Source organism: Palleronia abyssalis, assembly GCF_900302445.1.
Lineage (GTDB): Bacteria > Pseudomonadota > Alphaproteobacteria > Rhodobacterales > Rhodobacteraceae > Palleronia > Palleronia abyssalis.
This window is the reverse complement of record NZ_ONZF01000005.1, coordinates 221,065-240,659: the sequence shown is the minus strand read 5'-3', so window position 1 is coordinate 240,659 and position 19,595 is coordinate 221,065. Positions and strand designations below refer to the sequence as shown.

Here is a 19,595-nt window from a genome sequence, read left to right as displayed (position 1 = left end):
CTGCTCGACGAGACCATGTTCCGCAACTTGGCCCATGCGCGGATCGTGATCGCCGCATGGGCTAACGACTACAACACCGAACGCCCGCATTCGGCCTTGGATTACCAGACCCCGGTCGACTACGCGCAGACCCTGACCACCGCAATCAACCGCCCCGCTGCGTGAGATGAAAGCTCCGCACGTCGGGCGATTGCTCAACCTGCGCCAACCGGCGTAAATACCAACCGGGCTCCGGTCGTCGCTGGATGAAAGATCAGTGGCAGGTCACCGCGTATCGCTCACGTTGGGAGTATGGAACCGAAGAACGCGTGGCTTTCGAACTGCAATACTGGGCAGGTTGGCGGATCTCGGACTCTGTTGGTCTCGGCCCCGAGAACGTCGATGATGATGGTTGGCTCGTCTTCATCCAGAAGAAGACCGGAAGTGAAGTTTCGGTGCCATTCGACCGAGGCTTGCCGAAGCTCGCGGTTGCCGAAGATCTTGAACATCTCCACCTCGCTATTGCCGCTATGGGGGAACGCACTGGGACCCTCATGTTAACGATGTACGGCGAACCTCGCTCCTGCAAAGGTGCCTCGCAATGGTTCTCAGAAAGGGCACTAATGGCCGGGGTCCCAGCAGGGAAGACCTCTCACGGTCTAGGAAGAGCCGGATGATCCTCCATGCCGAGAGTGGCGCGAACATCCATCAGATCGCTGCGTGGAGCGGGCATGAACCGCTGAAAGAGATTGAGCGCTACACGAAACGCGCTGAGAAGCGCCGGCTGCTTAGCCCCGGACCCTCAGCGCTTAAGACAGGCAAGTTCCCGTAGCCAACCGCTCAAACACACTTTTTGAGGGCCGCACTTGGCGCGGCCCTACGCGTTCCGAGGCACGGCATAGAGACAACACAGAAGAGAATTTCAAAGGACGGAAACTAAGCCATGGCCGGCACTCTGATTTTCCAGCCTGCCAGAATTTGTCTAAGGACATGACTGTCTTAGACATGCAGGGCCTAAATTCAAACAAAATCAATGTCTTGCAGAAGGTAGTGGCGCGCTGGGGAGGATTCGAACCCCCGACCCTCTGATTCGTAGTCAGATACTCTATCCAACTGAGCTACCAGCGCGTGAGAGCGGTGCCTAAAGATACACGGTTCTCTTGGCAAGGGCATGCCGGAGTTTTTTTGACTTCATACGTACGCGCTCGTACGTGATCGGTTACATGCCTGCTCTTATCCTTGCGGGGAGGGGATCGGCCGGGGGAACCACGCCATCCGGGGCATAGTCCCTGGGCGGGGCAAAGCCGGACAGGGTGATCCTCTTGAAGTGGAAATGATGCAGGTCGCCTTCTACTACACCAGAAACTATAAGTCCGGTCGCGACATGCTCATCCCCCCGGTAAAGCCGGACCACGCCGGGAATGCTTGTTGTTGTATCGCTTGCGATTGCCAGGCCGTTGACGGTCAGCGATTGAACCGGGATGGATCTGTTCGCCCACACGATCCGGTAAGCCGGGCCACTTGACTGATCTGCGCGCCATCTTGGCTCGAGGAAATCGGGCCTCATTCCACACCCTTTCGAATCGTCCGAAACCGGGATCGGTCCGCCATCCCGAAGATAGCCCACTATTATGAAAGGTACACGACGCACTGCAGCATGGATTGCGTCAGGTCGGCGCAGGGCTAGGTGGCGGCATAACGACAAAAGGAACCGAGCTATGGGTAAATTGATCGACGGCGTCTGGCGCGACGTCTGGTACGACACAGACAAGACAGGCGGAGAGTTCCAACGGTCTGCGCAAGATTTCCGTGACTGGATCACACCGGACGGCACCCCCAGCTCCAACGGAGGGAAAGGGTATCCCGCCGAGGCCAACAGGTACCATCTTTATGTCTCGTATGCCTGTCCATGGGCCAACCGCGCGCTGTTCTTTCGTAAACTGAAAGGGCTTGAGGATCTGATCGACGTTTCCGTCGTCCATCCCGAAATGCTGTCCGAGGGGTGGGAATTTCGCACCGATTTCCCGGGCGCTACTGGTGACACGGTCTACGGCGTCCCCTTCCTGCGAGACATATACCTGCGCGCAGAACCAAAGATGACCGGACGGGTGACCGTTCCCATCTTGTGGGATCTGAAGACCGAGGCAGTCGTGTCGAACGAATCCGCCGACATCATCCGGATGTTCAACTCGGCCTTCGACGGCATCACCGGGAATACGGATGACTACTATCCCGATGCGCATCGGACGCGGATCTACGAGATCAACGCCCGGGTCTACGACACGGTCAATAACGGCGTGTACAAGGCCGGCTTCGCCACCAGCCAGGACGCCTATGACAAGGCGGTGCTCGCGCTGTTCGACTCGCTGGACTGGCTGGAGGGGATACTTGCCGAGAACCGCTATCTCGTCGGCGACACCTGCACAGAGGCTGATTGGCGGCTGTTCTCGACCCTGGTGCGCTTCGATCTGGTGTATCACACGCACTTCAAGTGCAATCGCAACTACCTGCGCGATTACCCGAACCTGTGGGCCTATACGCGCGAACTCTACCAGTGGCCCGGTATCGCGGACGAGGTGCATTTTGACCACTTCGTGCGGCATTACCACTACAGCCACGACATGGTGAACCCGAACCGCATCATCCCGATCAACCCGGTTCTGGACTGGATGGCCCCGCACGGGCGCGGGTGACGAGACGCGGGGGCGTGGCACAATTCCGCGAGGACAGGTTGCCGTTGTTCTCAACTCGGGTAAGCCTCGCCCCCCGAGATGTGCTCCGATTTGAGAGATGCCATGAGAACCCTTCTGACCAGCCTTCTTCTGTCCTGCGCCATCGGGCCCGCTTTCGCCGCGACCGAGGGAGACCGAGAGATCATCGTCCCCTGCGGCGGGTCCTTCGCCGATTTCACCGCCGCCATGCAGCGGGCCGCGATCGACCGCGGCGCGGATCCCGGTGCGGCCGCGCAGTTCTTCTCGGGCGTGCGGCAGGATCCCGATACGCTGGCGGCCGATCAGCGGCAGGGGGTCTTCACCCTGCCCTTCGTCGATTTCGCGCGCCGGCTGATCTCGCAAAGCCGCATGGATCGCGGGCAGGCGAATGCCGACCGGTATGCCGACACCTTCGCGCGTATCCAGCAGCAATACGGCGTCCCCGAGGGCGTCCTGCTGGCGTTCTGGGCGTTCGAGACGGATTACGGTGCGGTCCAAGGCGACTTCAACACCGTGAACTCGCTGATGACCCTGTCACATGACTGCCGCCGCCCCGGCCTGTTTCAGCCCCAGGTAATGGCGGCGCTGAAGCTGTACGAGCGCGGTGATATCGACCCCCGTTCGACCACCGGCGCCTGGGCCGGTGAGATCGGGATGGTCCAGATGCTGCCCGAGGACATCCTGACCAACGGCGTGGACGGCGACGGCGACGGGCATGTCACCCTCAAGACCTCGCCGCAGGATGCGCTGATGAGCGGGGCAAACATGCTGCGCGACCTCGGCTGGCGCGCGAACGAGCCCTGGCTGGAGGAGGTCACGCTGCCTTCTGACTTCCGCTGGGAACTGACGGGACTCGAGACCACGCGGCCGGCGTCGGAATGGGCCTCGCTGGGGGTCACGCCCCGGGACGGCAACATCGATGGACCAGGCCTTCCGGCCTCGGTCATCGTACCCCAGGGCAAGGACGGTCCGGCCTTTCTGGCCTATCCGAATTTCTCGGTCCTGTTCGAGTGGAACCAGTCCTTCACCAACGTCCTGACGGCGGCCTATTTCGCGCAGCGCCTTGAGGGCGCGCCGGTTTTCGACGTGGGCACCCCGTCGCCCGCATTGTCGGACGCCGAGATGAAAGAGCTTCAGCGCAAGCTTCAGGCGCGCGGTCACGATGTGGGCGAGGTTGACGGCATTCTGGGCGCGGGCACGCGGTCTGCGGTCCGGGCCGAACAGGCCCGGCTGGGCCTGCCGGTCGATGCGTGGCCGACGCGGCAGCTGCTGAATTCGCTGTAAGGTCCGGCGGTGCGGGTGGCTCAGTGGCCGCCCGCACCGTCCTCGAGGACGAAACGCTTGTCGCAGTATCCGCATTCGACCCACCCGCGTTCTTCGGGGATCTGAAGCCAGACGCGGGGATGGGTCATCCCGCCATCGCAGGACACGCGGGTGCTTTTGACATATTCGGTCTCGGGGGTGTCATAGACCCCGGTGGGCGGAAGATCGCCTTGGTTGTCGACCGGCTTTTCGGACATCTGAAGAAATCCCTGATTAGTTGCCCGGTCTCGGGCTGGGTCTAGGTCGCGCGGCATGATAGTCATCGCGGCATCAGGGACAAGGGCAGGAGCAGAGCCATGGGCGGGAACGCCATCGAGATCGCGGGCTTGCGGAAAACCTACGCAGGGACCAAGGGTTCCGGCCCCAAGGAAGCGCTGAAGGGCATCGAGCTGACCATCCCGCAGGGCTCGATCTTCGGGCTTCTGGGGCCGAACGGGGCGGGCAAGTCGACCCTGATCAACATTCTGGCAGGGCTGGTGACCAAATCGGCTGGCAATGTGAAAATCTGGGGCTTCGATCAGGACGTGAACCCCCGCCAAAGCCGTGCGGCAATCGGCGTAATGCCGCAGGAGCTGAATCTGGACCCGTTCTTCACGCCCCGCGGCAGCCTGGACGTGCAAGCCGGTCTCTACGGCGTGCCGCGCGCCCAGCGTCGAACCGACGAAATCCTGCGCCTGATCGGCCTCGAGGACAAGGGAGAAGCCTATGCCCGCGCCCTGTCGGGCGGCATGCGGCGACGCCTGCTACTGGGCAAGGCGTTGGTCCACGACCCCCAAATCTTGGTTCTGGACGAGCCGACGGCCGGCGTGGATATCGAATTGCGTCAGATGCTTTGGCAGAACGTGCGCGAGCTGAACCGTCAGGGTAAAACGATCATCCTGACCACACACTATCTGGAAGAGGCCGAAGAGATGTGCGACGAGATCGCCATCATCAATCACGGCGAGCTTCTGATCCGCGACACGACGAAGCGGCTGGTCGCGCGGATCGACACAAAGACATTGGTGATCGAACCGGTCAGCCCCGCCCCTGCCCAGATTGCCCTGCCCCCCGATGTCGAAATGGATCGCAGAAGCGACGGACGCATCGCCTTCAACTACGCCAAGACAAAAGTCCGGCCCGGCGACATCCTGGCAGCCCTGCGCGACGCCGGGGTCGAGATCGCTGACGTCTCGATCGAGGAGCCGCATCTCGAGGATGTATTCCTTGACCTGACACGGGGAACGCACGCCGCGGCGTGAAGCCGCCGGAACCGTGGCCCCCGATAACCGCTTGGTGCCATGTACCAAGCCGGGAGTGTTACGCATGTTCACCACGCCAAGCGTCCGCGAAGAACCGACAGATACCGGGAATGTCTTCGCGTTTCACATCGTCAAAGAAGTCAGCGCCGAGGACATGACCGCCATGTCCGAATACATGAACGCGCAGTTCGACACGCACGACAAGGTGTCCATGCTTCTGATCTTCGACCACTACGACGGTGCGGAAACGGGTGCCTCCCTCAATCTGGAAGCACTGAAGGCGCGCTTCCGCTCCCTTGCGAAGGTCGAACGGTACGGCGTCGTCAACGCCCCTGACCGCGCCGCGAAATTGATCGAGACAATGGGCGCGATTATCCCGGTCGAGGCCAAGACCTTTGACCGGGAAGATGACGGTTGGTCATTCGTGGGTGCCCGCCCTAAGGGAATGACGCCCGGCGCCTAGCCTAGAGCTTCTGCAGCATACGTCCCAACGGGCGTCCGCCCAGAATGTGCAGGTGGTAATGCGGAACTTCCTGCACACCGTCCGTCCCGGCATTCGAAATGACCCGGTATCCGTCCCCACCCTGCCCCGGGGATAGTCCTTTGTCAGATAGGATACGGGACGTGACCCGCGCGAAGTCCAGGATCTCGGCGTCGGTCGCTTCGGCGCAGAAATGATCATGGCTGACATAGGCCCCCTTCGGAATGACAAGCACATGGGTGGGCGCTTGGGGCCCAATATCGTTGAATGCAAGCGTATGGTCGGTCTCCATCACCGTTTCGTTCGGAATCTCGCCCCTTAGGATCTTTGCGAAGATGTTCTGATCGTCGTAGGTATAGCTCATGGATTTCCTCAATCGTCGAAGAGATACGGAAGTTGGGTGATCCGCACCGCGACCTCGCGATTCACGCTCAGAAACTCGACCAGCGGGTCGATACGTTTTTCGACGGGCTCGGCTTCGCGGATGCGCGTGTAGTTCGCGAAGCCGGCATCGCGGATGGCCTCGGACTCAAAATGAATGTCGGCGCGTACCGTGGGCAGAAGCCGATGCAGCGCTTCGGGGCCCGGGTTCTCTCCGAAGAGGCCCAGGCGTTGCGCATGGCCAGCGAGATAGCCGTCATCGAATTCGCAATCGAGCTCCAGCACACGCATGACGCTTCGATCGGCTTCGAAATCACGCAGCAAATCCAGATCCGCCGTGTCGGCGCAGATTACGAGGCGGTCGGTCTCGAAGTAATCCATCAAGAGACGGAGAAGCGCGCGTCTGTGACGGTGACGCTTTGATACGGAAGTCTCGATCCCGCCGAGCGACGGAAGTCCGGCTTCATCCTCGTTGAACAGGTATCCGACGGCGGGGATGCTTGTCTCGTCCGATATGCGCATGGCCATACGTTTCGCCACGTGCCACTTCTTGCAGGTCAGGACCAGCAACTCGCGTCCCAGCCCCATAGTCGCTTCCCTTTCCCAGAAGCGGGGGGCGAACCGCCTGCCCTCGCGCCCCTTGTTGGTCAGGAACGAGTAGACCCGCCGCCCTTCCCCGGAATGCGTGAAAGTCGCGTCCTCCTGGGCGTACAGATCCCCCAACCGCTTTTTCAGATCCAGGGCTTCGGGGCTGATCTTGCGCGCAAAAAGATAGTTCTGCCCCATCAGCAGGTCGAAGTGGTCGTTGTAGAAATTCACCGGCATTCCGTAATCCGAGAAGACGAGGAACGTAGGTGTCCGGTTCTCGATCTCGATCCGGGGAACGATGTGAAAAACAAGGGTCTGGAAGAAGGTCTCGTCCGGGATCCAAGTCGTCTTGAAGAACCTCAGGATGTCGGGGCGTTCCGCGCAAAGGTTCAGGAGTGCCTCGACCGTGGACCGGCGCAGACACCACCATTGCGATCCGATCATCATCCGCAAGCCGCGGGGGACCTGACGCGTGATCCTGAGCGTCTTCTGAACGTTGTAAGTCCAGTAGAACAGCCTGGTTTGCGTCCGCTCGTTGAACGGATGGCGATAGATCAGACGCTCTTCCTTGAAGCCGGTCTTGATCCAGTCGGACTGGAAGAAGTCGTGACCTTCGATGAAATCCTTCGAAGCCGCATCCAGGAATTCATGGCAGTACCGCGCGGACTTGATTGGCATGCAGTCCCCGGACGACAGATAGAAATGCGTCGCACGCGGAAACGTCTCAACCGCAGTTCTCAAGACTGCCAGGGTCGCTGCCACCAAGCTCCATGCGCCCCATCCACATTTCAGACGATCCTGCGCGAAAGCCACGCTGGGGTTGTCGGCCAGTTCCGCCTGCATCCGGTCGAAGGCCGCCTGGGGCGCCCGCCGGTCGAAATGGATGGCGACGAAATCCCCGGCAGACGTCAATCGCCTCGCCTGCGCCACGATAGCGTCAGGATCCTTGTGGCATAGAAGGAGGTACGCGATTTTCGCCATGTGTCCGTGGATCGCTAACAGATGGGCAACACTTGCCATGTGATAACCTGAACCCGAATTGCGTAAACAGACGTAGTTTGGTTTTTTTCGGTCGACCGGGCGGAGTTGCCCGCTTGGAGTGTTTTACGAATGGGCTTTCCCGGAACCTGGATGACAACAAGCGAGAGCATGGTCTATCGCGTCGTCCCGAAATGCGCATGTTCGACCATCGGTCAGATCATGTACTATGCCGACCATGGAGAGTTCTTCGATGGCGACATCCACGATGCGACGCAAGGCATCCACAAATGGGCGCTCGACGACAGTCATGCCCCGATCACCCGGGCCGTGAAGTCGCACGAGGTCTTCGCGTTCACCTGCGTGCGCAACCCTTACACCCGGATCCTGTCGTCGTTCTTCGACAAGATTTGCGGGATCCAGCGGAACGGCAAGCGCTATCGCGGCAATCTCGTCCCCCTTCTGATACAGAAATACGGGATCGAGGTCGGCGGCCCCGACGGCAAAGAAGAATTCGACCAGATCGCCTCGTTCCGGCGGTTCCTTCTGTTCGTGCGGGACACCATCCGCTGGAAGAAACCGATGGAGCCGGATATCCACTGGTCGTCCACCTCCGGCCACGTGTCGACATTCATTGCCAACGGGGGGCGCTACGACCACATCTTCTGGACCGAGGATTTCAACGACGGCATGCAGAAAGTCCTCGACGGGACCGAGACCGCGCATCACGTCGACTTGGCCGAAATTCCGCGCTTCAACGAGTCCGAGGGGCATGGCCCCAAGCGCCTGCATCCCGTCGAAGACTATTTCGACGACCTTGCAATGCACCTCATGTGGGAAATCTACCATCGCGATTTCCGGCTTTTCAAATACGACTTCCAGAATCCCGCGAACAAGAAGGCCGTGGGAGAGATTGATCTGGACGAAGTTCACGCCAAGCTGAGCTAGGGGCGGCGACCCCCGGCATCACCCCTAGATATCGTCACCGCGTTTGAAGAGCGGGCGCACCGTACGGCGCCAGAAAATTTGTGCGACCCTCCAAAGCAACAGCGCCGCGACCAGAAGCGTGGTCAGGATGACGAGGGTAAGCCACGGGAAGAATTTCACATCTGGCCCGTCGACCCGCTCTATGGAAATCGCGTTGGGAAACGCCGATAACAGCCGAGAGCGCCATCCGTAATGGCGCACCGCGATCCAGATCGGCGCCTCGCGGGTAGAGACCAGGTCGGCCGCGCTGGCTTGCAAGTCGGCCGAGTCGAACTTGAAGTAGAATGGCCAGCTCCAACCCGTGTCCTCGTTGCGATACACCATGGGATCACCGTCCGGTTCGACCGTCTCGATGAAGCGGATGTCGCGATTGCCGCCCGTGTTCGATCCGGTGCCCGCTTCGGAATAGAAGATCGCGTTGGCGCCGAAATCCATGCGACGGACATCAGTATTGACGATCCGCACCACGTCGGTCTGCGGCAGCGCATAATGCAGGACCGCAAAAACCCCGAGCATGACCAACGCAAGCAGGGCGAGTCTGATAAACTTCATGGCATGAACTCCCTTGCCGTCCGTATGCCAAGGACAGGCACGGTTCGCAAAGGCAAAGCCGCGGGATCGCCCGGCCAGTTCCGCCTTGCCCATGCCTACATTCGATACCATCCTTAACGACATGCGGCCGGGACAGAAAAACCTCATCACCGACGTGCCACACCTGTTCGTCGGCCATGCGCACAATTCCGTCCTGAAAAGCGGCGTGACAGTCCTGGTGGGCGAAGATCGCTTCACGGCCGGTGTCCACGTCATGGGCGGCGCGCCGGGCACGCGCGAAACCGACCTTCTGGCCCCTGACCGTTTGGTCGACAAGATCGATGCCCTCGTCCTGTCCGGCGGATCGGCCTTCGGGCTGGCGGCGGCGGATGGTGTCATGGGCCGCTTGCGTCAGGCCGGGCGGGGCTTCGAGGTAAACGGGCGGATCGTACCGATCGTCCCGGCGGCCATTCTCTATGATCTCGACGCGGGCGGTGACCATGACTGGAGCGAAACGCCCTACCCCAACCTGGGCGTGAAGGCGATCGAAGCTGCCAGCGGGACCTTCGGGCTGGGCTCCGTCGGGGCGGGCACCGGGGCGATCGCGGGCCCCCTGAAGGGTGGGATCGGCTCGGCCTCCGCCGTGCTCGACGACGGTACCACGGTCGGCGCGCTTGTCGCGGCGAACCCCGTGGGTGGCACCTGTTGCCCCACGACGGGACGCTTCTGGGCCGCCCCGTTCGAGGAGGGGGACGAGTTCGGGGGCCGTGGCGTGCCGGAACGGGCCGCGGCAGAAACGAAGAACGCACGCCCCGGAACCGCGACGACGATCGCGATCGTGGCGACCGATGCGACGCTCGACAAGGCCGGGGCCACGCGGCTGGCGACGATGGCCCATGACGGCATGGCGCGCGCGATCCTGCCGGCGCACACGCCCTTCGACGGTGACCTCGTCTTCGCGGCCGCGACCGGCGCCCGCCCGCCCCCCGGACCCGCGCAAATGGCCCAGATCGGCCACGCCGCAAGCGTTTGCCTTTCACGCGCCATCGCACGTGCCGTATATCACGCCCGCCCGGCCATCGCCGACCCGGTGCCGTGCTGGCAGGATCGCTTTGGGGGTTAGGCGCGCCAGAACGTGGCGGTGAACAGCACGTAGACGGCCATCAGTTCCAATCGCCCGACCAGCATCCCGGCAATCAGCAGCCATTTCGCGGTATCGTTCAGGGGGCCGAAGAACCCCGAAGGCCCGATGACCGGGCCAAGTCCGGGGCCGATATTGCCGATCGCCGTCCCCGCCCCCGACAAGGCCGTGACGAAGTCCAACCCCGTCAGGCCCAGCGCGACCGCCAGTACGCCCAGCGAGACGACGAACAGCACGAAGAACGCCATGACCGAGGACAGGACCTCCTCGGACACGCGGCGGTCGTCGTACTTGGGATAGAATATGCCGTGGGGCGAATGAATGCGGCGCACGACGCTCCAGATCGCCGACATCAGGATCTGGTACCGGAAGATCTTGATCGAACAGCACGTCGATCCAGCGCACCCCCCGACCAGTCCGATGAAGAAGAACACCACCATCGCGAAGGCGCCCCACGCCTGGTAGTCGACGCTGGCATATCCCGTCCCCGAGATAATTGATGTCACGTTGAACAGGGCTTCGCGAATGCTCTCCTCGATCCCGCGTTCGTCGGCAACCACCTGGAAGACCGCCAGCACGAGGGCGACCACGCCGATCACGGCAAAGTAGGCCTGCACCTGCGGGTCGCGGAAGATCGGCTTGGCCGTTCCGGCCACCAACTGGATGTATCGCACGAACGGAAGGCTGGCGAGGATCATGAAGACGCTGGCGAAATACTCGGGCGCGCCCTGGAACGCGCCGAAGCTTGCATCCGTGGTCGAGAATCCCCCGGTCGATATCGTCGTCAGCGCGTGGTTGATCGCCTGGAAGCTGGTCATGCCCAGGGAAAGATAGCTCAGGAAGCACGCCATCGTCAGGATGACGTAGATCCAACTGATCTGGGCCGCGATTTCGGCAGCCCGAGGCAGGATCTTTCCCATCGTGTCGAACGCTTCCGATCGGAAGATCTGCATGCCCCCCACCCGCAGTTCCGGCATGAAGACCATCGCGACCACGATGATCCCGATGCCGCCGAACCATTGCAGCATGGAACGCCACAGCAGCAGCCCCTCGGGCAGGGCTTCAAGGCCCGAGAAGACCGTCGATCCGGTCGTGGTCAGGCCCGACACCGCCTCGAAGAACGCATCCGTCGGCGTCGCCGACAGGGGCGACAGCACGAAGGGTATCGCACCGAAGACCGGCAGCATCGCCCAGACGAGCGTGGTCAAAAGGAATGTCTGCTGAAGCGTCAACCGTTCGGTCGAGCTGTTGGCCGTCGCAAGGGCAAGGACGCCGCCCGACAGGCAACTGAGGACGGCCGAGTTCAGGAAGACCGGCCAATGTCCGTTCCCGTAGATCAGATCCAGGATCATGGGCACCAGCATGGAAGCACCCAGCGCGGTCACCAGAAGGCCGATCACGTATCCAACGGGGCGAAAGTCTATCATGGCAGACGCTTGGCCGCGGCTGCGGGGGGTGTCAAGCGCCCCGCACCGGGGGCTGGGCCTTCCAGACACGGCGCACGGTGTCGGCGGTCGAATTCGGGGGATAGGCCACGGGGTCGGGATGAACCGGCAACTGGCAAGTCCAAGTCTCTCCGTCCTTGACCATCTGAGCGCCAAGCCGCCGCAGAAGGATAAGCATGCCCGAGTTTTCGGTATGCACCACCGCGTCCAAGTGGGTTATCCCGCCCTCGTGGGCCAAGCGCAGTAGTCGGCCCAGAAGTGTTGTTCCGACACCGCGGCGCTGAAACGAATCGATGACGGTCAGGGCCAGTTCTGCCCGTGTTCTTGCTTCGGGTAGACGGAAGAAATGCGCGATGCCTGCTGCGTCCGGCGCGTCGCGCCCGACGAGAGCGCCGATCGCCTCATGCTCTGTATGATCAGGGCGGGTAAAACGATCGATATCGGCCGCGCTCAGCTGTTTCACGACACGCAGGAACCTGAAAACCAAGCTTTCAGGGGACAAACGCTTGAACCCGGCAAGCAAAGCCGACGCGTCGTCCGGCCCTACTTCCCGAAGCAGCACCGGCGTACCATCGGGTAACGTGGTTCTCAGGCCGCCATGATCCATCTAACCGCCATGGATCAACGTCCCGAACAGCCGCGGCTCAAGGCTTGCGCCTTCGAACGTTGTTCCCTCCGTCAAGACACTGACGGCGTCATGGCTGTGCAGACTTTCCTGATGGCTGGCGACGACCCGAAAATCTCCGATGCGGGGGTCTGCCTGACAGCCTTGGGCGAACAGGCGCACCGCATCCTCGACAAAAATGGGATTGGCCGCATTCAGCTCGGCAAAGGCCTGTTCGTCCTCGCGCTTGACCATGACTTGGGTCTCGGTCGGCACGGCCTGCCGGCACAGATCGACGAGGTCCTCGAACCACAGCGTCTGGCCATCTTCGACGACGACGGACAGGCGGGCCACCGAACGCTGGGAATGCGGCGTGGCCAACTGACCCCGCTGCTGGCGCGCATGCTCGCTGAGTTCCAGCGAACAAGGACACGTGGACGAATAGACGTAATCCAGGTGGATCACCTTCGTTCTTACGCCATCGCGGTCGATCACCTCCAGGGCGATATCGTAATACTGATACCCCGACAGGCCGGACCTCAAACTATCCTTCCGCACCGGGAAAGATAATTTCATCTGAAGCCGCGCGTCGAAGCTTTCAAGGTTCTCCTTGTAGGCATCCAGCGTCTCTTCCATGACATCGAAGCTGAACGTCCGCTCAGCTCGGTCATAGAAGGTCCGGATGATGCGCGACATGTTGATGCCCTTCTTCTCGGCGTCGAGGCTGACGGTGCCGGTCACGGACGTCTCGAGCATCAGATCCCCGTTGTCGCGGGTGTGATAGCGCACGGGAAGCCTGAAGTTGCTGATACCCACATGCTGAATCGCACGTTTCGCCCCGCGGATCAGACTGGAGGGCCCGTTTTGCAGATCGGGCATCTGTGCCTTGTAGGCATCGTCGATCGTGAAGTCTTCGGGGTAGGCACGCTTCAACGCCGGATAACTCCCGGACTGCCCGGTCACCAGAAGGGCCAGGCCGGGGTCAAGGTCGGCGACTTCCTCGGGCGAGGCCGACTCTGCCCACGCCCGCAGACGTCCAAGCAGATCGGCCGCCTCGTCCCGGTCCTTTGGCGTGTCGAATTCGCGCGAATGCAGGTTCATGTCAGTGTCCCTCCCCCGTTTGGGCAGATGACGAACATAAGCCCCGGTCGCGCACGCTTCCATAGCCTGCGTCAAATTACATCGCCGCCAGCATCACACTGTATCAAGCGCCCCCAGAATATCGTCCAGCAAGTCGCCCGCATCTTCAAGCCCGACGGACAACCGCACCAAACCCGGCCCGATCCCGAGGATGTCCAGCTGCTCTGCGGACAGGCGAGAATGCGTCGTCGTCGCGGGATGGGTCACAATGGACTTCGCATCCCCAAGGTTATTCGAGATCGTGACGATTTCGAGCGCGTTCAAAAACCGGAACGCGGCCTCTTTCCCACCAGCCAGATCCAGCGATAGGATCGTTCCGAACCCGCCCATCTGCGTGGCGGCGATCCCGTGCTGCGGGTGGGATTCGAGCCCCGGGAAGATCACGCGCGCGAGTTTCTCGTGCCCTTCCAGCGTTCTGGCCAGGGTCCCGGCCGTTTCCGCCTGCGCCCGGACGCGCAGGTCCAGCGTTTCCAGCCCCTTGAGCATGATCCATGCCGTGAAGGGCGACATCGCGCCACCGGTGTGCTTCAGGTAAGGCTCGACCGTCTTGCGGATGAACTCCCGCGTGCCGCAGATGGCGCCGCCAAGGGCACGCCCCTGGCCGTCGATATGCTTCGTGGTGGAATACACGACCACGTCCGCGCCCAGCTCGACCGCCTTGGAATAGACCGGTGTGGCGAAGACGTTGTCCACGACCACGGTCGCGCCCTGCTCGTGCGCCAACGCGGCGACAGCCTGGATGTCGATCACTTCCAGCGCGGGATTGGAAATCGTTTCCATGAACGCAACCCGCGTGTCCGGGCGGATCGCTTCCTTCCACTGGTCCAGATCGGTGCCGTCCACGAACGTTACTTCGACGCCGAATCGCGTCAGCACCTCCTCGAGGATATACAAGCAAGAGCCGAACAACGCCCGGGACGACACGACGTGGTCCCCTGCCTTCAGCATCGACATCATCGCCGCATTCACCGCCGCCATGCCCGATGCTGCGGCAAAGCAATCTTCGGTCCCTTCGATGGCGGCCAGCCGCTCCTCGAACATGCGGACGGTCGGGTTGCCGTAACGGGCATAGATGAACTCGTCCTCGCCCAGATTGTCGAACCGGGCCTCGGCTTGTTCAGCTGTGTCGTAGACGAAGCCCTGGGTCATGAAGATCGCTTCGCTGACCTCGCCGTACTGGCTGCGGCGAATGCCCTCGTGCACGAGCTTCGTGCGCGTCTTTCTGTCCTGTTTCACGGGTTCAAATCCTCTCGCGTCCGACCACCAGATTGGGACGGCTCGCGACCGACCTCTTTAGCGGAATATTTAACGTGGCCCGCAATCCGGTGAACAAATCGCCACGTAGGATGCGGGGTAGAGCCGTTGCTTTTTCGCGTCAAGCACCGTCACGCAGCCTTCACCGTGTCGTCACCGAACGTTCGTAGTCCAAAGCGTATATGGACCCACAAGATATGGGGTCGGCCACAGGGGATGCGACATGCCGATTCTCGCCGTGAACGTCACGCCCGAGGGGGCACTCCAAGGGGATGATCGGCTGGGCGAAACGTTGGCCCTCCTGCCGCAGGGGGCACCGGTCGTCATCATGGTCCATGGGTACAAATACAGCCCGTGGTCGGATGCACACTCGCCCCATGACGGGCTGTTCGCGGCCAACCGCTCGACCAACTTGCGCCGTGTCACGTCGTGGCCGGAAGGACTGGGCGCCGAGGATGCGAAAAACGGCGCCCTGTGTATCGGGTTTGGCTGGCATGCCCGTGGCACCGTCTGGCAAGCATGGCGACAGAGCGCCGCCGTCGCGCGTCCGCTGGCAGGCCTGATCTCGCGCATCGTGTCCCGCGGCCGCCGGGTTCATCTGCTGGCCCATTCGATGGGGGCGCGGGTTTGCCTGCATGCGTTGGCCCTGGCTCCGGCCAAATCCGTGGATCGGGTCATCCTGATGACCGGCGCGGCCCTTCGGGAAGAGGCGCGATTGGCCCTAGCGGCACCCGCAGCGCAAACCGCAGAAATCGTGAACGTCACAAGCCGCGAGAACGATCTGTTCGATGCCATGGTCGAGGCGCTGATGGGCTTTCGCGACCTTTCCATCGGGTCAGGGTTGGGGACGGAGGATCGCCGCTGGCTGGACCTTCAGATCGACGCGGCCGATACGCGATCGGGTCTGGCCGCCCTCGGCTTTCCCATCGCACCCTCCGAGGCGCTGATTTGCCACTGGTCCGCCTTCAGGCGTCCCGGCATGATGCCGCTCTACCGTGCACTGCTGTCGGATCGGCGGCGACTGTCCTTCGGCCTCCTCCGCGCCCATCTGCCGCAGCCCGAAGCGCGGTGGACCCGTCTGCGGTCCGCCGTGATGGCGCGCACGCTTCCCCCTCGCAGTCGGAGCGCGATCCGGAACTAGGACGGCTAGTCCTTGGACTGGGTGCCGTGTTCCTGGAACAACCGCCCCTGCAAGATAAAGAACAGGAAGATCGCCGCGGTCAGGCCGAATGTCTTGAAGTTGACCCAGGCATCCGTGGACATGGTGCGCCAGACGATCTCGTTCAGGACCGCCAGAGCCAGAAAAAAGAAACAGAACCGCTGCGTCAGTTTCATCCACCCCGCCTCGTCCAGCGGGATCATCTCGCTCATCACCATGCGAAGATAGCTTTTGCCCTGCAAAAGCCCGACACCCAGGATCGCGCCAAAGATCAGGTAAATCAGCGTCGGCTTCATCTTGAAGAACCGCTCGTCGTTCAGCCATACGGTCAGTCCACCGAAGATGACGACCAGAACCAGCGTCATGATCTGCATCTTCGACAGATGCCCCGTCAGCCGCCACAGAAGGAAGGTTGATACGGCGATCAAGGGCACGAAACCCGCCGTGATAAGGATAAAGCCGGTATATTCGGTGCCCCCGATCTCGAAGGTGCGTTCCCGCAGCAGCAGATAGCCGATGAAGAACAGCGCCACCGGACCGATCTCGAGGACGGATTTCAATGCGTTCCTGGACATGTGGTCTACCCGCTGAATTCGACGATGACTGCTCCTAGCGCGATAAGGGACATGAGGGCCAGACGTCTTGGCCCGACCTTTTCGCCCAGCAGCAGGTATCCGATGGCAGCGGCGAACACCGTCGATGTCTCGCGCAGCACCGCGGCCTCGCCGACCTTGTCCAGCCGCGTTGCCAGCATGATCGATCCAAACGACCCGATTGCGACCACGCCGCCCAGCATCCCGCGCCGGACCAGGCCCGGCCAATCCACGATCCGCGCCACCGCGCGACGGTGGAAGATCGCTACAAGGGGCGAGAAGGTCAGCCCATCGATCATGAAGAACCACGCCAGAAACGTGAAGGGATCAGCGGTTGCGCGGATGCCGTAGGCGTCGAACGTCGTGTAGACGGCAACCAGAAGCCCTGTCAGGACTGCCAGGGCCAAGGCTTGGGGCAAGCTATCTCGCTGCACATCCAGAAAGACGAAGTTGTAAACGGCAAGCCCGAAGATCCCGGTCAGAAGCACCGCGACCCCCATCCACTGAACGGGGGTGAAAACCTCACCGAAGACGATGGAGGCGCCAATCACCGCAAACAGCGGGCCGGTGCCCCGGACCACTGGATAGACCACCGTGAACGCCCCCTTGGTATAGGTCGCCCCTTGGGCCAGCTTGTAGGTCAGGTGGATAACGAAGACACCGCCGAAGATCGGCCACATATGCGGTTCGGGCCGCGGGACCACGAAAAGCGCGAATGGCAGAGCGATCAAACCGTAGCTGGCATCCATCGCCATGCGGCTGATCCACGGGTCGTACCGGCCTTTCTGAAGCGCACCGAACAGCGCGTGTAGGACGGCAGCCAACAGGGCCAAGACCATTGCCAGTGTATGACCGGTCCCAGTCCCCTCAAGGTCCGCAATCCAGGTCACGTCCGGTTCCGGAACGCGAACCCGAAGGCGTCGTTGATCCCCTCAAAGGCGGGAGGCGACATGATGCTTGATACCATCCTTGACGAACTTGACGGCTCGTTCGCGGGCGTCCCGCCCGTCATCGCCGCGATCCGCCTGAGCATGGCGATGATTCTCGGCGGTATCATCGGCTGGGAGAGGGAAAGCCGGTCGAAACCTGCGGGCCTGCGGACCCACATGTTGGTGTCGATCGCGGCCTGCCTCTTCATTCTGGTGGGCATTCAGCTCAGCGCCATCGAATTTGGCGACCGCGAGACCATGCGGATCGACCCGCTTCGCCTGATCGAAGCCACGACCGCGGGCGTCGCGTTCCTTGCCGCGGGGCTCATCTTCACCTCGGGGGGCAAGGTGAAGAACGTCACCACCGGCGCGTCGCTCTGGCTGTGCGGGGCCATCGGCTTGGCGTGCGGGGCGGGACAGATGCCCTTGGCCGCCATGGCTACAGCCCTCGTCTTCACGGTCGTCGCGGTGCTGGGTGCGGTCGAGCGGCGCAGAACCTCGGACGACGAGTGATCCGATCTCACGGGCGGATCAGCCTCATGCCGGTCGTGATCTCGAACCCGGCCGAACGATAGAGCGAGAAGCGCCCTGGTTCCGGCAACAATTCAACGGCGCAGGACCGTGGCAGCGTCTCGTCACACCAGTGAAGCAATCTATCCAGGGCTTCCTTGCCAACGACATCCAAGTTGAAATCGGGATGTACGGTCAGATCAACGATGCTGGCCCGAAGACCCCAATCGCCGACCACACGACCGATGGCAATCAGCCGCGCCCCGTCCTTGGCGGTGACACAATGAATGGATCCGGACAGCGCCTTGGCAACCGATCCGGCGCTGGCCCGCCCATACCCTGCGGCCTCGCGCAATTCCAGGTATTCGCCCACGATCGGCGGGTCGCCCTCCTTCCAGGTCAGGGCCGATGCCGCGCTCATCGCGCCAGCCCAGTCAGCGCGGCCGCGAATTCCTCGGGGTCGAAGGGCGCCAGATCGTCGATCTGTTCACCCACGCCGATGGCATGGATCGGCAAGCCGAACTTGTCGGCAAGCGCCACCAGCACGCCGCCCCGCGCGGTTCCGTCCAGCTTCGTCATCACCAAGCCTGAGACATCGGCCAGCTTCTGGAACGTCTCGACCTGGCTCAAGGCGTTCTGCCCCGTGGTCGCATCCAGAACCAGCACCGTATTATGCGGCGCGGTCTCGTCGCGTTTGCGAAGCACGCGAACGATCTTCGCCAGCTCTTCCATCAGGTCGGCGCGGTTCTGCAAGCGTCCCGCAGTGTCGATCATCAGAAGATCGGCGCCATCCGCCTCGGCCTTCTTGTGCGCCTCGAAGGCAAGGCTGGCTGGATCGCTGCCCTGCGGGGCGGTCATCACGGGCACGCCGGCCCGGTCGCCCCAGACCTGCAGCTGTTCGACAGCTGCGGCGCGGAACGTATCGCCTGCCGCGATGACGACCTTCTTGCCCGCGGCGTTGAACTGGCTGGACAGCTTGCCGATGGTTGTCGTCTTGCCCGATCCGTTGACCCCGACAACCAGAACGACTTGCGGCTTCTTGGGGTAAAGCGGCAGGGGCTTGGCCACGGGCTCCATGATGCGGGCGATCTCTTGCGCCAGCGCGGCCTTGATCTCCTCGGTCGAAACGCGCTTGCCATAGCGCCCTTCGGCCAGGTTCGCCGTGACGCGGGCGGACGTGTCGACGCCCATATCTGCCGTGATCAGCAAATCCTCGAGACTTTCGAGCATGTCGTCATCCAGCGGACGCCGTACCACGTCCGCACCCTGACGCCCGAAGAGGCGCCCCAGCATCCCGCCCGAAGACGGGGCGGGTTCAGCCTGAGTTTCGGGGATTTCGACCGGCTTTGGCCCGACAGGCGGGGTATCAGGTGCAGGTTCCTCCCGAACGGGCTCTTCCCTTACCGTCTCCGGCGCGGGCTCCGACGCAGGGGCGGGCCCCGGATCGGGTTGCGGTTCGGCTGCGCCGCCCTCCTCGACGATCGCGTCCAGCCCCTCCTCGAGCTTCGACGACGACTTGAAAAGCTTCGATTTCAGCTTGTTGAAAAACGACATGCGGCGCGGTCTCCTTCCCGCCCCACTTAGGACGAATGACGCGGGTGTGAAAGATGGCCGAAGTTT

The 19,595-nt window shown here is 62.2% G+C and carries 21 protein-coding genes, 1 tRNA gene, 1 pseudogene and 1 riboswitch; of the genes and pseudogenes, 9 read left to right on the top strand and 14 right to left on the bottom strand.

Features of this window, described 5'->3' with window-relative positions:
• Positions 1–249, top strand: a pseudogene (locus tag PAA8504_RS13205) (integrase core domain-containing protein); the annotation flags it as partial.
• Positions 250–278: 29 nt separating this feature from the next.
• Here the strand turns inward: PAA8504_RS13205 and PAA8504_RS13200 are convergent.
• Both PAA8504_RS13200 and PAA8504_RS13195 read right to left on the bottom strand, forming a co-directional pair.
• Entirely contained in the window at positions 279–488 is a 210-nt protein-coding gene (locus PAA8504_RS13200) for a hypothetical protein (protein ID WP_108894647.1), read from the bottom strand.
• 542 nt (positions 489–1,030) lie between these two features.
• A tRNA-Arg gene (locus PAA8504_RS13195) sits at positions 1,031–1,107 on the bottom strand.
• A gap of 590 nt (positions 1,108–1,697) precedes the next feature.
• Between PAA8504_RS13195 and PAA8504_RS13185 the strand changes: the two genes are divergently transcribed.
• Both PAA8504_RS13185 and PAA8504_RS13180 read left to right on the top strand, forming a co-directional pair.
• Entirely contained in the window at positions 1,698–2,672 is a 975-nt protein-coding gene (locus PAA8504_RS13185; RefSeq protein WP_108894645.1) for a glutathione S-transferase family protein, read from the top strand.
• A 102-nt stretch (positions 2,673–2,774) separates the two neighbouring features.
• A complete protein-coding gene (locus tag PAA8504_RS13180) occupies positions 2,775–3,974 on the top strand; it encodes a lytic murein transglycosylase (protein ID WP_108894644.1) in 1,200 nt (399 codons plus the stop codon).
• A gap of 20 nt (positions 3,975–3,994) precedes the next feature.
• Here the strand turns inward: PAA8504_RS13180 and PAA8504_RS13175 are convergent, their stop codons facing one another.
• The gene (locus PAA8504_RS13175) at positions 3,995–4,210 is read right to left on the bottom strand and encodes a zinc-finger domain-containing protein (RefSeq protein WP_108894643.1); all 216 of its coding nucleotides are present in this window, start codon (positions 4,208–4,210) and stop codon (positions 3,995–3,997) included.
• 99 nt (positions 4,211–4,309) lie between these two features.
• On the opposite strand from PAA8504_RS13175, the gene PAA8504_RS13170 reads away from it, so the two are divergent.
• Together PAA8504_RS13170 and PAA8504_RS13165 are read left to right on the top strand one after the other, a co-directional pair.
• Positions 4,310–5,254, top strand: coding sequence for an ABC transporter ATP-binding protein (locus PAA8504_RS13170; RefSeq protein WP_108894642.1), 945 nt, complete (start codon positions 4,310–4,312; stop codon positions 5,252–5,254).
• Positions 5,255–5,318: 64 nt separating this feature from the next.
• Entirely contained in the window at positions 5,319–5,717 is a 399-nt protein-coding gene (locus PAA8504_RS13165; RefSeq protein ID WP_108894641.1) for a SpoIIAA family protein, read from the top strand.
• Between the two features lies 1 nt (position 5,718).
• Here the strand turns inward: PAA8504_RS13165 and PAA8504_RS13160 are convergent, their stop codons facing one another.
• Together PAA8504_RS13160 and PAA8504_RS13155 are read right to left on the bottom strand one after the other, a co-directional pair.
• Entirely contained in the window at positions 5,719–6,099 is a 381-nt protein-coding gene (locus PAA8504_RS13160; RefSeq protein WP_108894640.1) for an HIT domain-containing protein, read from the bottom strand.
• 8 nt (positions 6,100–6,107) lie between these two features.
• A complete protein-coding gene (locus tag PAA8504_RS13155; RefSeq protein ID WP_108894639.1) occupies positions 6,108–7,685 on the bottom strand; it encodes a DUF5928 domain-containing protein in 1,578 nt (525 codons plus the stop codon).
• 129 nt (positions 7,686–7,814) lie between these two features.
• On the opposite strand from PAA8504_RS13155, the gene PAA8504_RS13150 reads away from it, so the two are divergent.
• Positions 7,815–8,630 (top strand): sulfotransferase family protein, encoded by an 816-nt coding sequence (locus tag PAA8504_RS13150; protein WP_108894638.1) that lies wholly within the window; start codon positions 7,815–7,817, stop codon positions 8,628–8,630.
• Positions 8,631–8,654: 24 nt separating this feature from the next.
• Here PAA8504_RS13150 and PAA8504_RS13145 read toward each other — a convergent pair whose 3' ends face one another.
• Positions 8,655–9,221 (bottom strand): DUF1523 family protein, encoded by a 567-nt coding sequence (locus tag PAA8504_RS13145; protein ID WP_108894668.1) that lies wholly within the window; start codon positions 9,219–9,221, stop codon positions 8,655–8,657.
• Positions 9,222–9,342: 121 nt separating this feature from the next.
• Between PAA8504_RS13145 and PAA8504_RS13140 the strand changes: the two genes are divergently transcribed.
• Positions 9,343–10,323, top strand: a complete 981-nt coding sequence (locus PAA8504_RS13140) for a P1 family peptidase (protein WP_108894667.1) — start codon at positions 9,343–9,345, stop codon at positions 10,321–10,323.
• On the opposite strand, the gene PAA8504_RS13135 is transcribed toward PAA8504_RS13140, so the two are convergent.
• The 4 genes from PAA8504_RS13135 to metZ form a co-directional block, all read right to left on the bottom strand.
• The gene (locus PAA8504_RS13135; protein WP_108894637.1) at positions 10,320–11,768 is read right to left on the bottom strand and encodes a TrkH family potassium uptake protein; all 1,449 of its coding nucleotides are present in this window, start codon (positions 11,766–11,768) and stop codon (positions 10,320–10,322) included. The two genes, PAA8504_RS13140 and PAA8504_RS13135, sit on opposite strands and share 4 nt — an antisense overlap.
• Positions 11,769–11,799: 31 nt before the next feature.
• The gene (locus PAA8504_RS13130) at positions 11,800–12,393 is read right to left on the bottom strand and encodes a GNAT family N-acetyltransferase (RefSeq protein WP_108894636.1); all 594 of its coding nucleotides are present in this window, start codon (positions 12,391–12,393) and stop codon (positions 11,800–11,802) included.
• Complete coding sequence (gene folE2, locus PAA8504_RS13125; protein ID WP_108894635.1) at positions 12,394–13,491, bottom strand: GTP cyclohydrolase FolE2; 1,098 nt, start codon at positions 13,489–13,491, stop codon at positions 12,394–12,396.
• A gap of 93 nt (positions 13,492–13,584) precedes the next feature.
• On the bottom strand, positions 13,585–14,766 hold the full coding sequence (metZ, locus tag PAA8504_RS13120) for an O-succinylhomoserine sulfhydrylase (protein WP_108894634.1): 1,182 nt from the start codon (positions 14,764–14,766) through the stop codon (positions 13,585–13,587).
• Positions 14,767–14,802: 36 nt separating this feature from the next.
• Positions 14,803–14,881: riboswitch (SAM riboswitch) on the bottom strand.
• 126 nt (positions 14,882–15,007) lie between these two features.
• Here metZ and PAA8504_RS13115 point away from each other — a divergent pair.
• A complete protein-coding gene (locus tag PAA8504_RS13115; RefSeq protein ID WP_108894633.1) occupies positions 15,008–15,925 on the top strand; it encodes an alpha/beta hydrolase in 918 nt (305 codons plus the stop codon).
• 5 nt (positions 15,926–15,930) lie between these two features.
• On the opposite strand, the gene PAA8504_RS13110 is transcribed toward PAA8504_RS13115, so the two are convergent.
• Both PAA8504_RS13110 and PAA8504_RS13105 read right to left on the bottom strand, forming a co-directional pair.
• Positions 15,931–16,518 carry an inner membrane-spanning protein YciB gene (locus PAA8504_RS13110; RefSeq protein WP_108894632.1) on the bottom strand — a complete coding sequence of 196 codons (588 nt, stop codon included), beginning with the start codon at positions 16,516–16,518 and terminating at the stop codon, positions 15,931–15,933.
• A 5-nt stretch (positions 16,519–16,523) separates the two neighbouring features.
• Positions 16,524–17,375 (bottom strand): EamA family transporter, encoded by an 852-nt coding sequence (locus PAA8504_RS13105; RefSeq protein WP_108894631.1) that lies wholly within the window; start codon positions 17,373–17,375, stop codon positions 16,524–16,526.
• A gap of 114 nt (positions 17,376–17,489) precedes the next feature.
• Between PAA8504_RS13105 and PAA8504_RS13100 the strand changes: the two genes are divergently transcribed.
• Positions 17,490–17,978, top strand: a complete 489-nt coding sequence (locus PAA8504_RS13100; protein ID WP_108894666.1) for an MgtC/SapB family protein — start codon at positions 17,490–17,492, stop codon at positions 17,976–17,978.
• A gap of 7 nt (positions 17,979–17,985) precedes the next feature.
• On the opposite strand, the gene PAA8504_RS13095 is transcribed toward PAA8504_RS13100, so the two are convergent.
• Both PAA8504_RS13095 and ftsY read right to left on the bottom strand, forming a co-directional pair.
• Positions 17,986–18,396 (bottom strand): GNAT family N-acetyltransferase, encoded by a 411-nt coding sequence (locus PAA8504_RS13095; RefSeq protein ID WP_108894630.1) that lies wholly within the window; start codon positions 18,394–18,396, stop codon positions 17,986–17,988.
• Entirely contained in the window at positions 18,393–19,529 is a 1,137-nt protein-coding gene (ftsY, locus tag PAA8504_RS13090) for a signal recognition particle-docking protein FtsY (protein ID WP_108894629.1), read from the bottom strand. Before ftsY ends, PAA8504_RS13095 begins: the two co-directional genes overlap by 4 nt.
• Between the last annotated feature and the right edge of the window lie 66 nt (positions 19,530–19,595).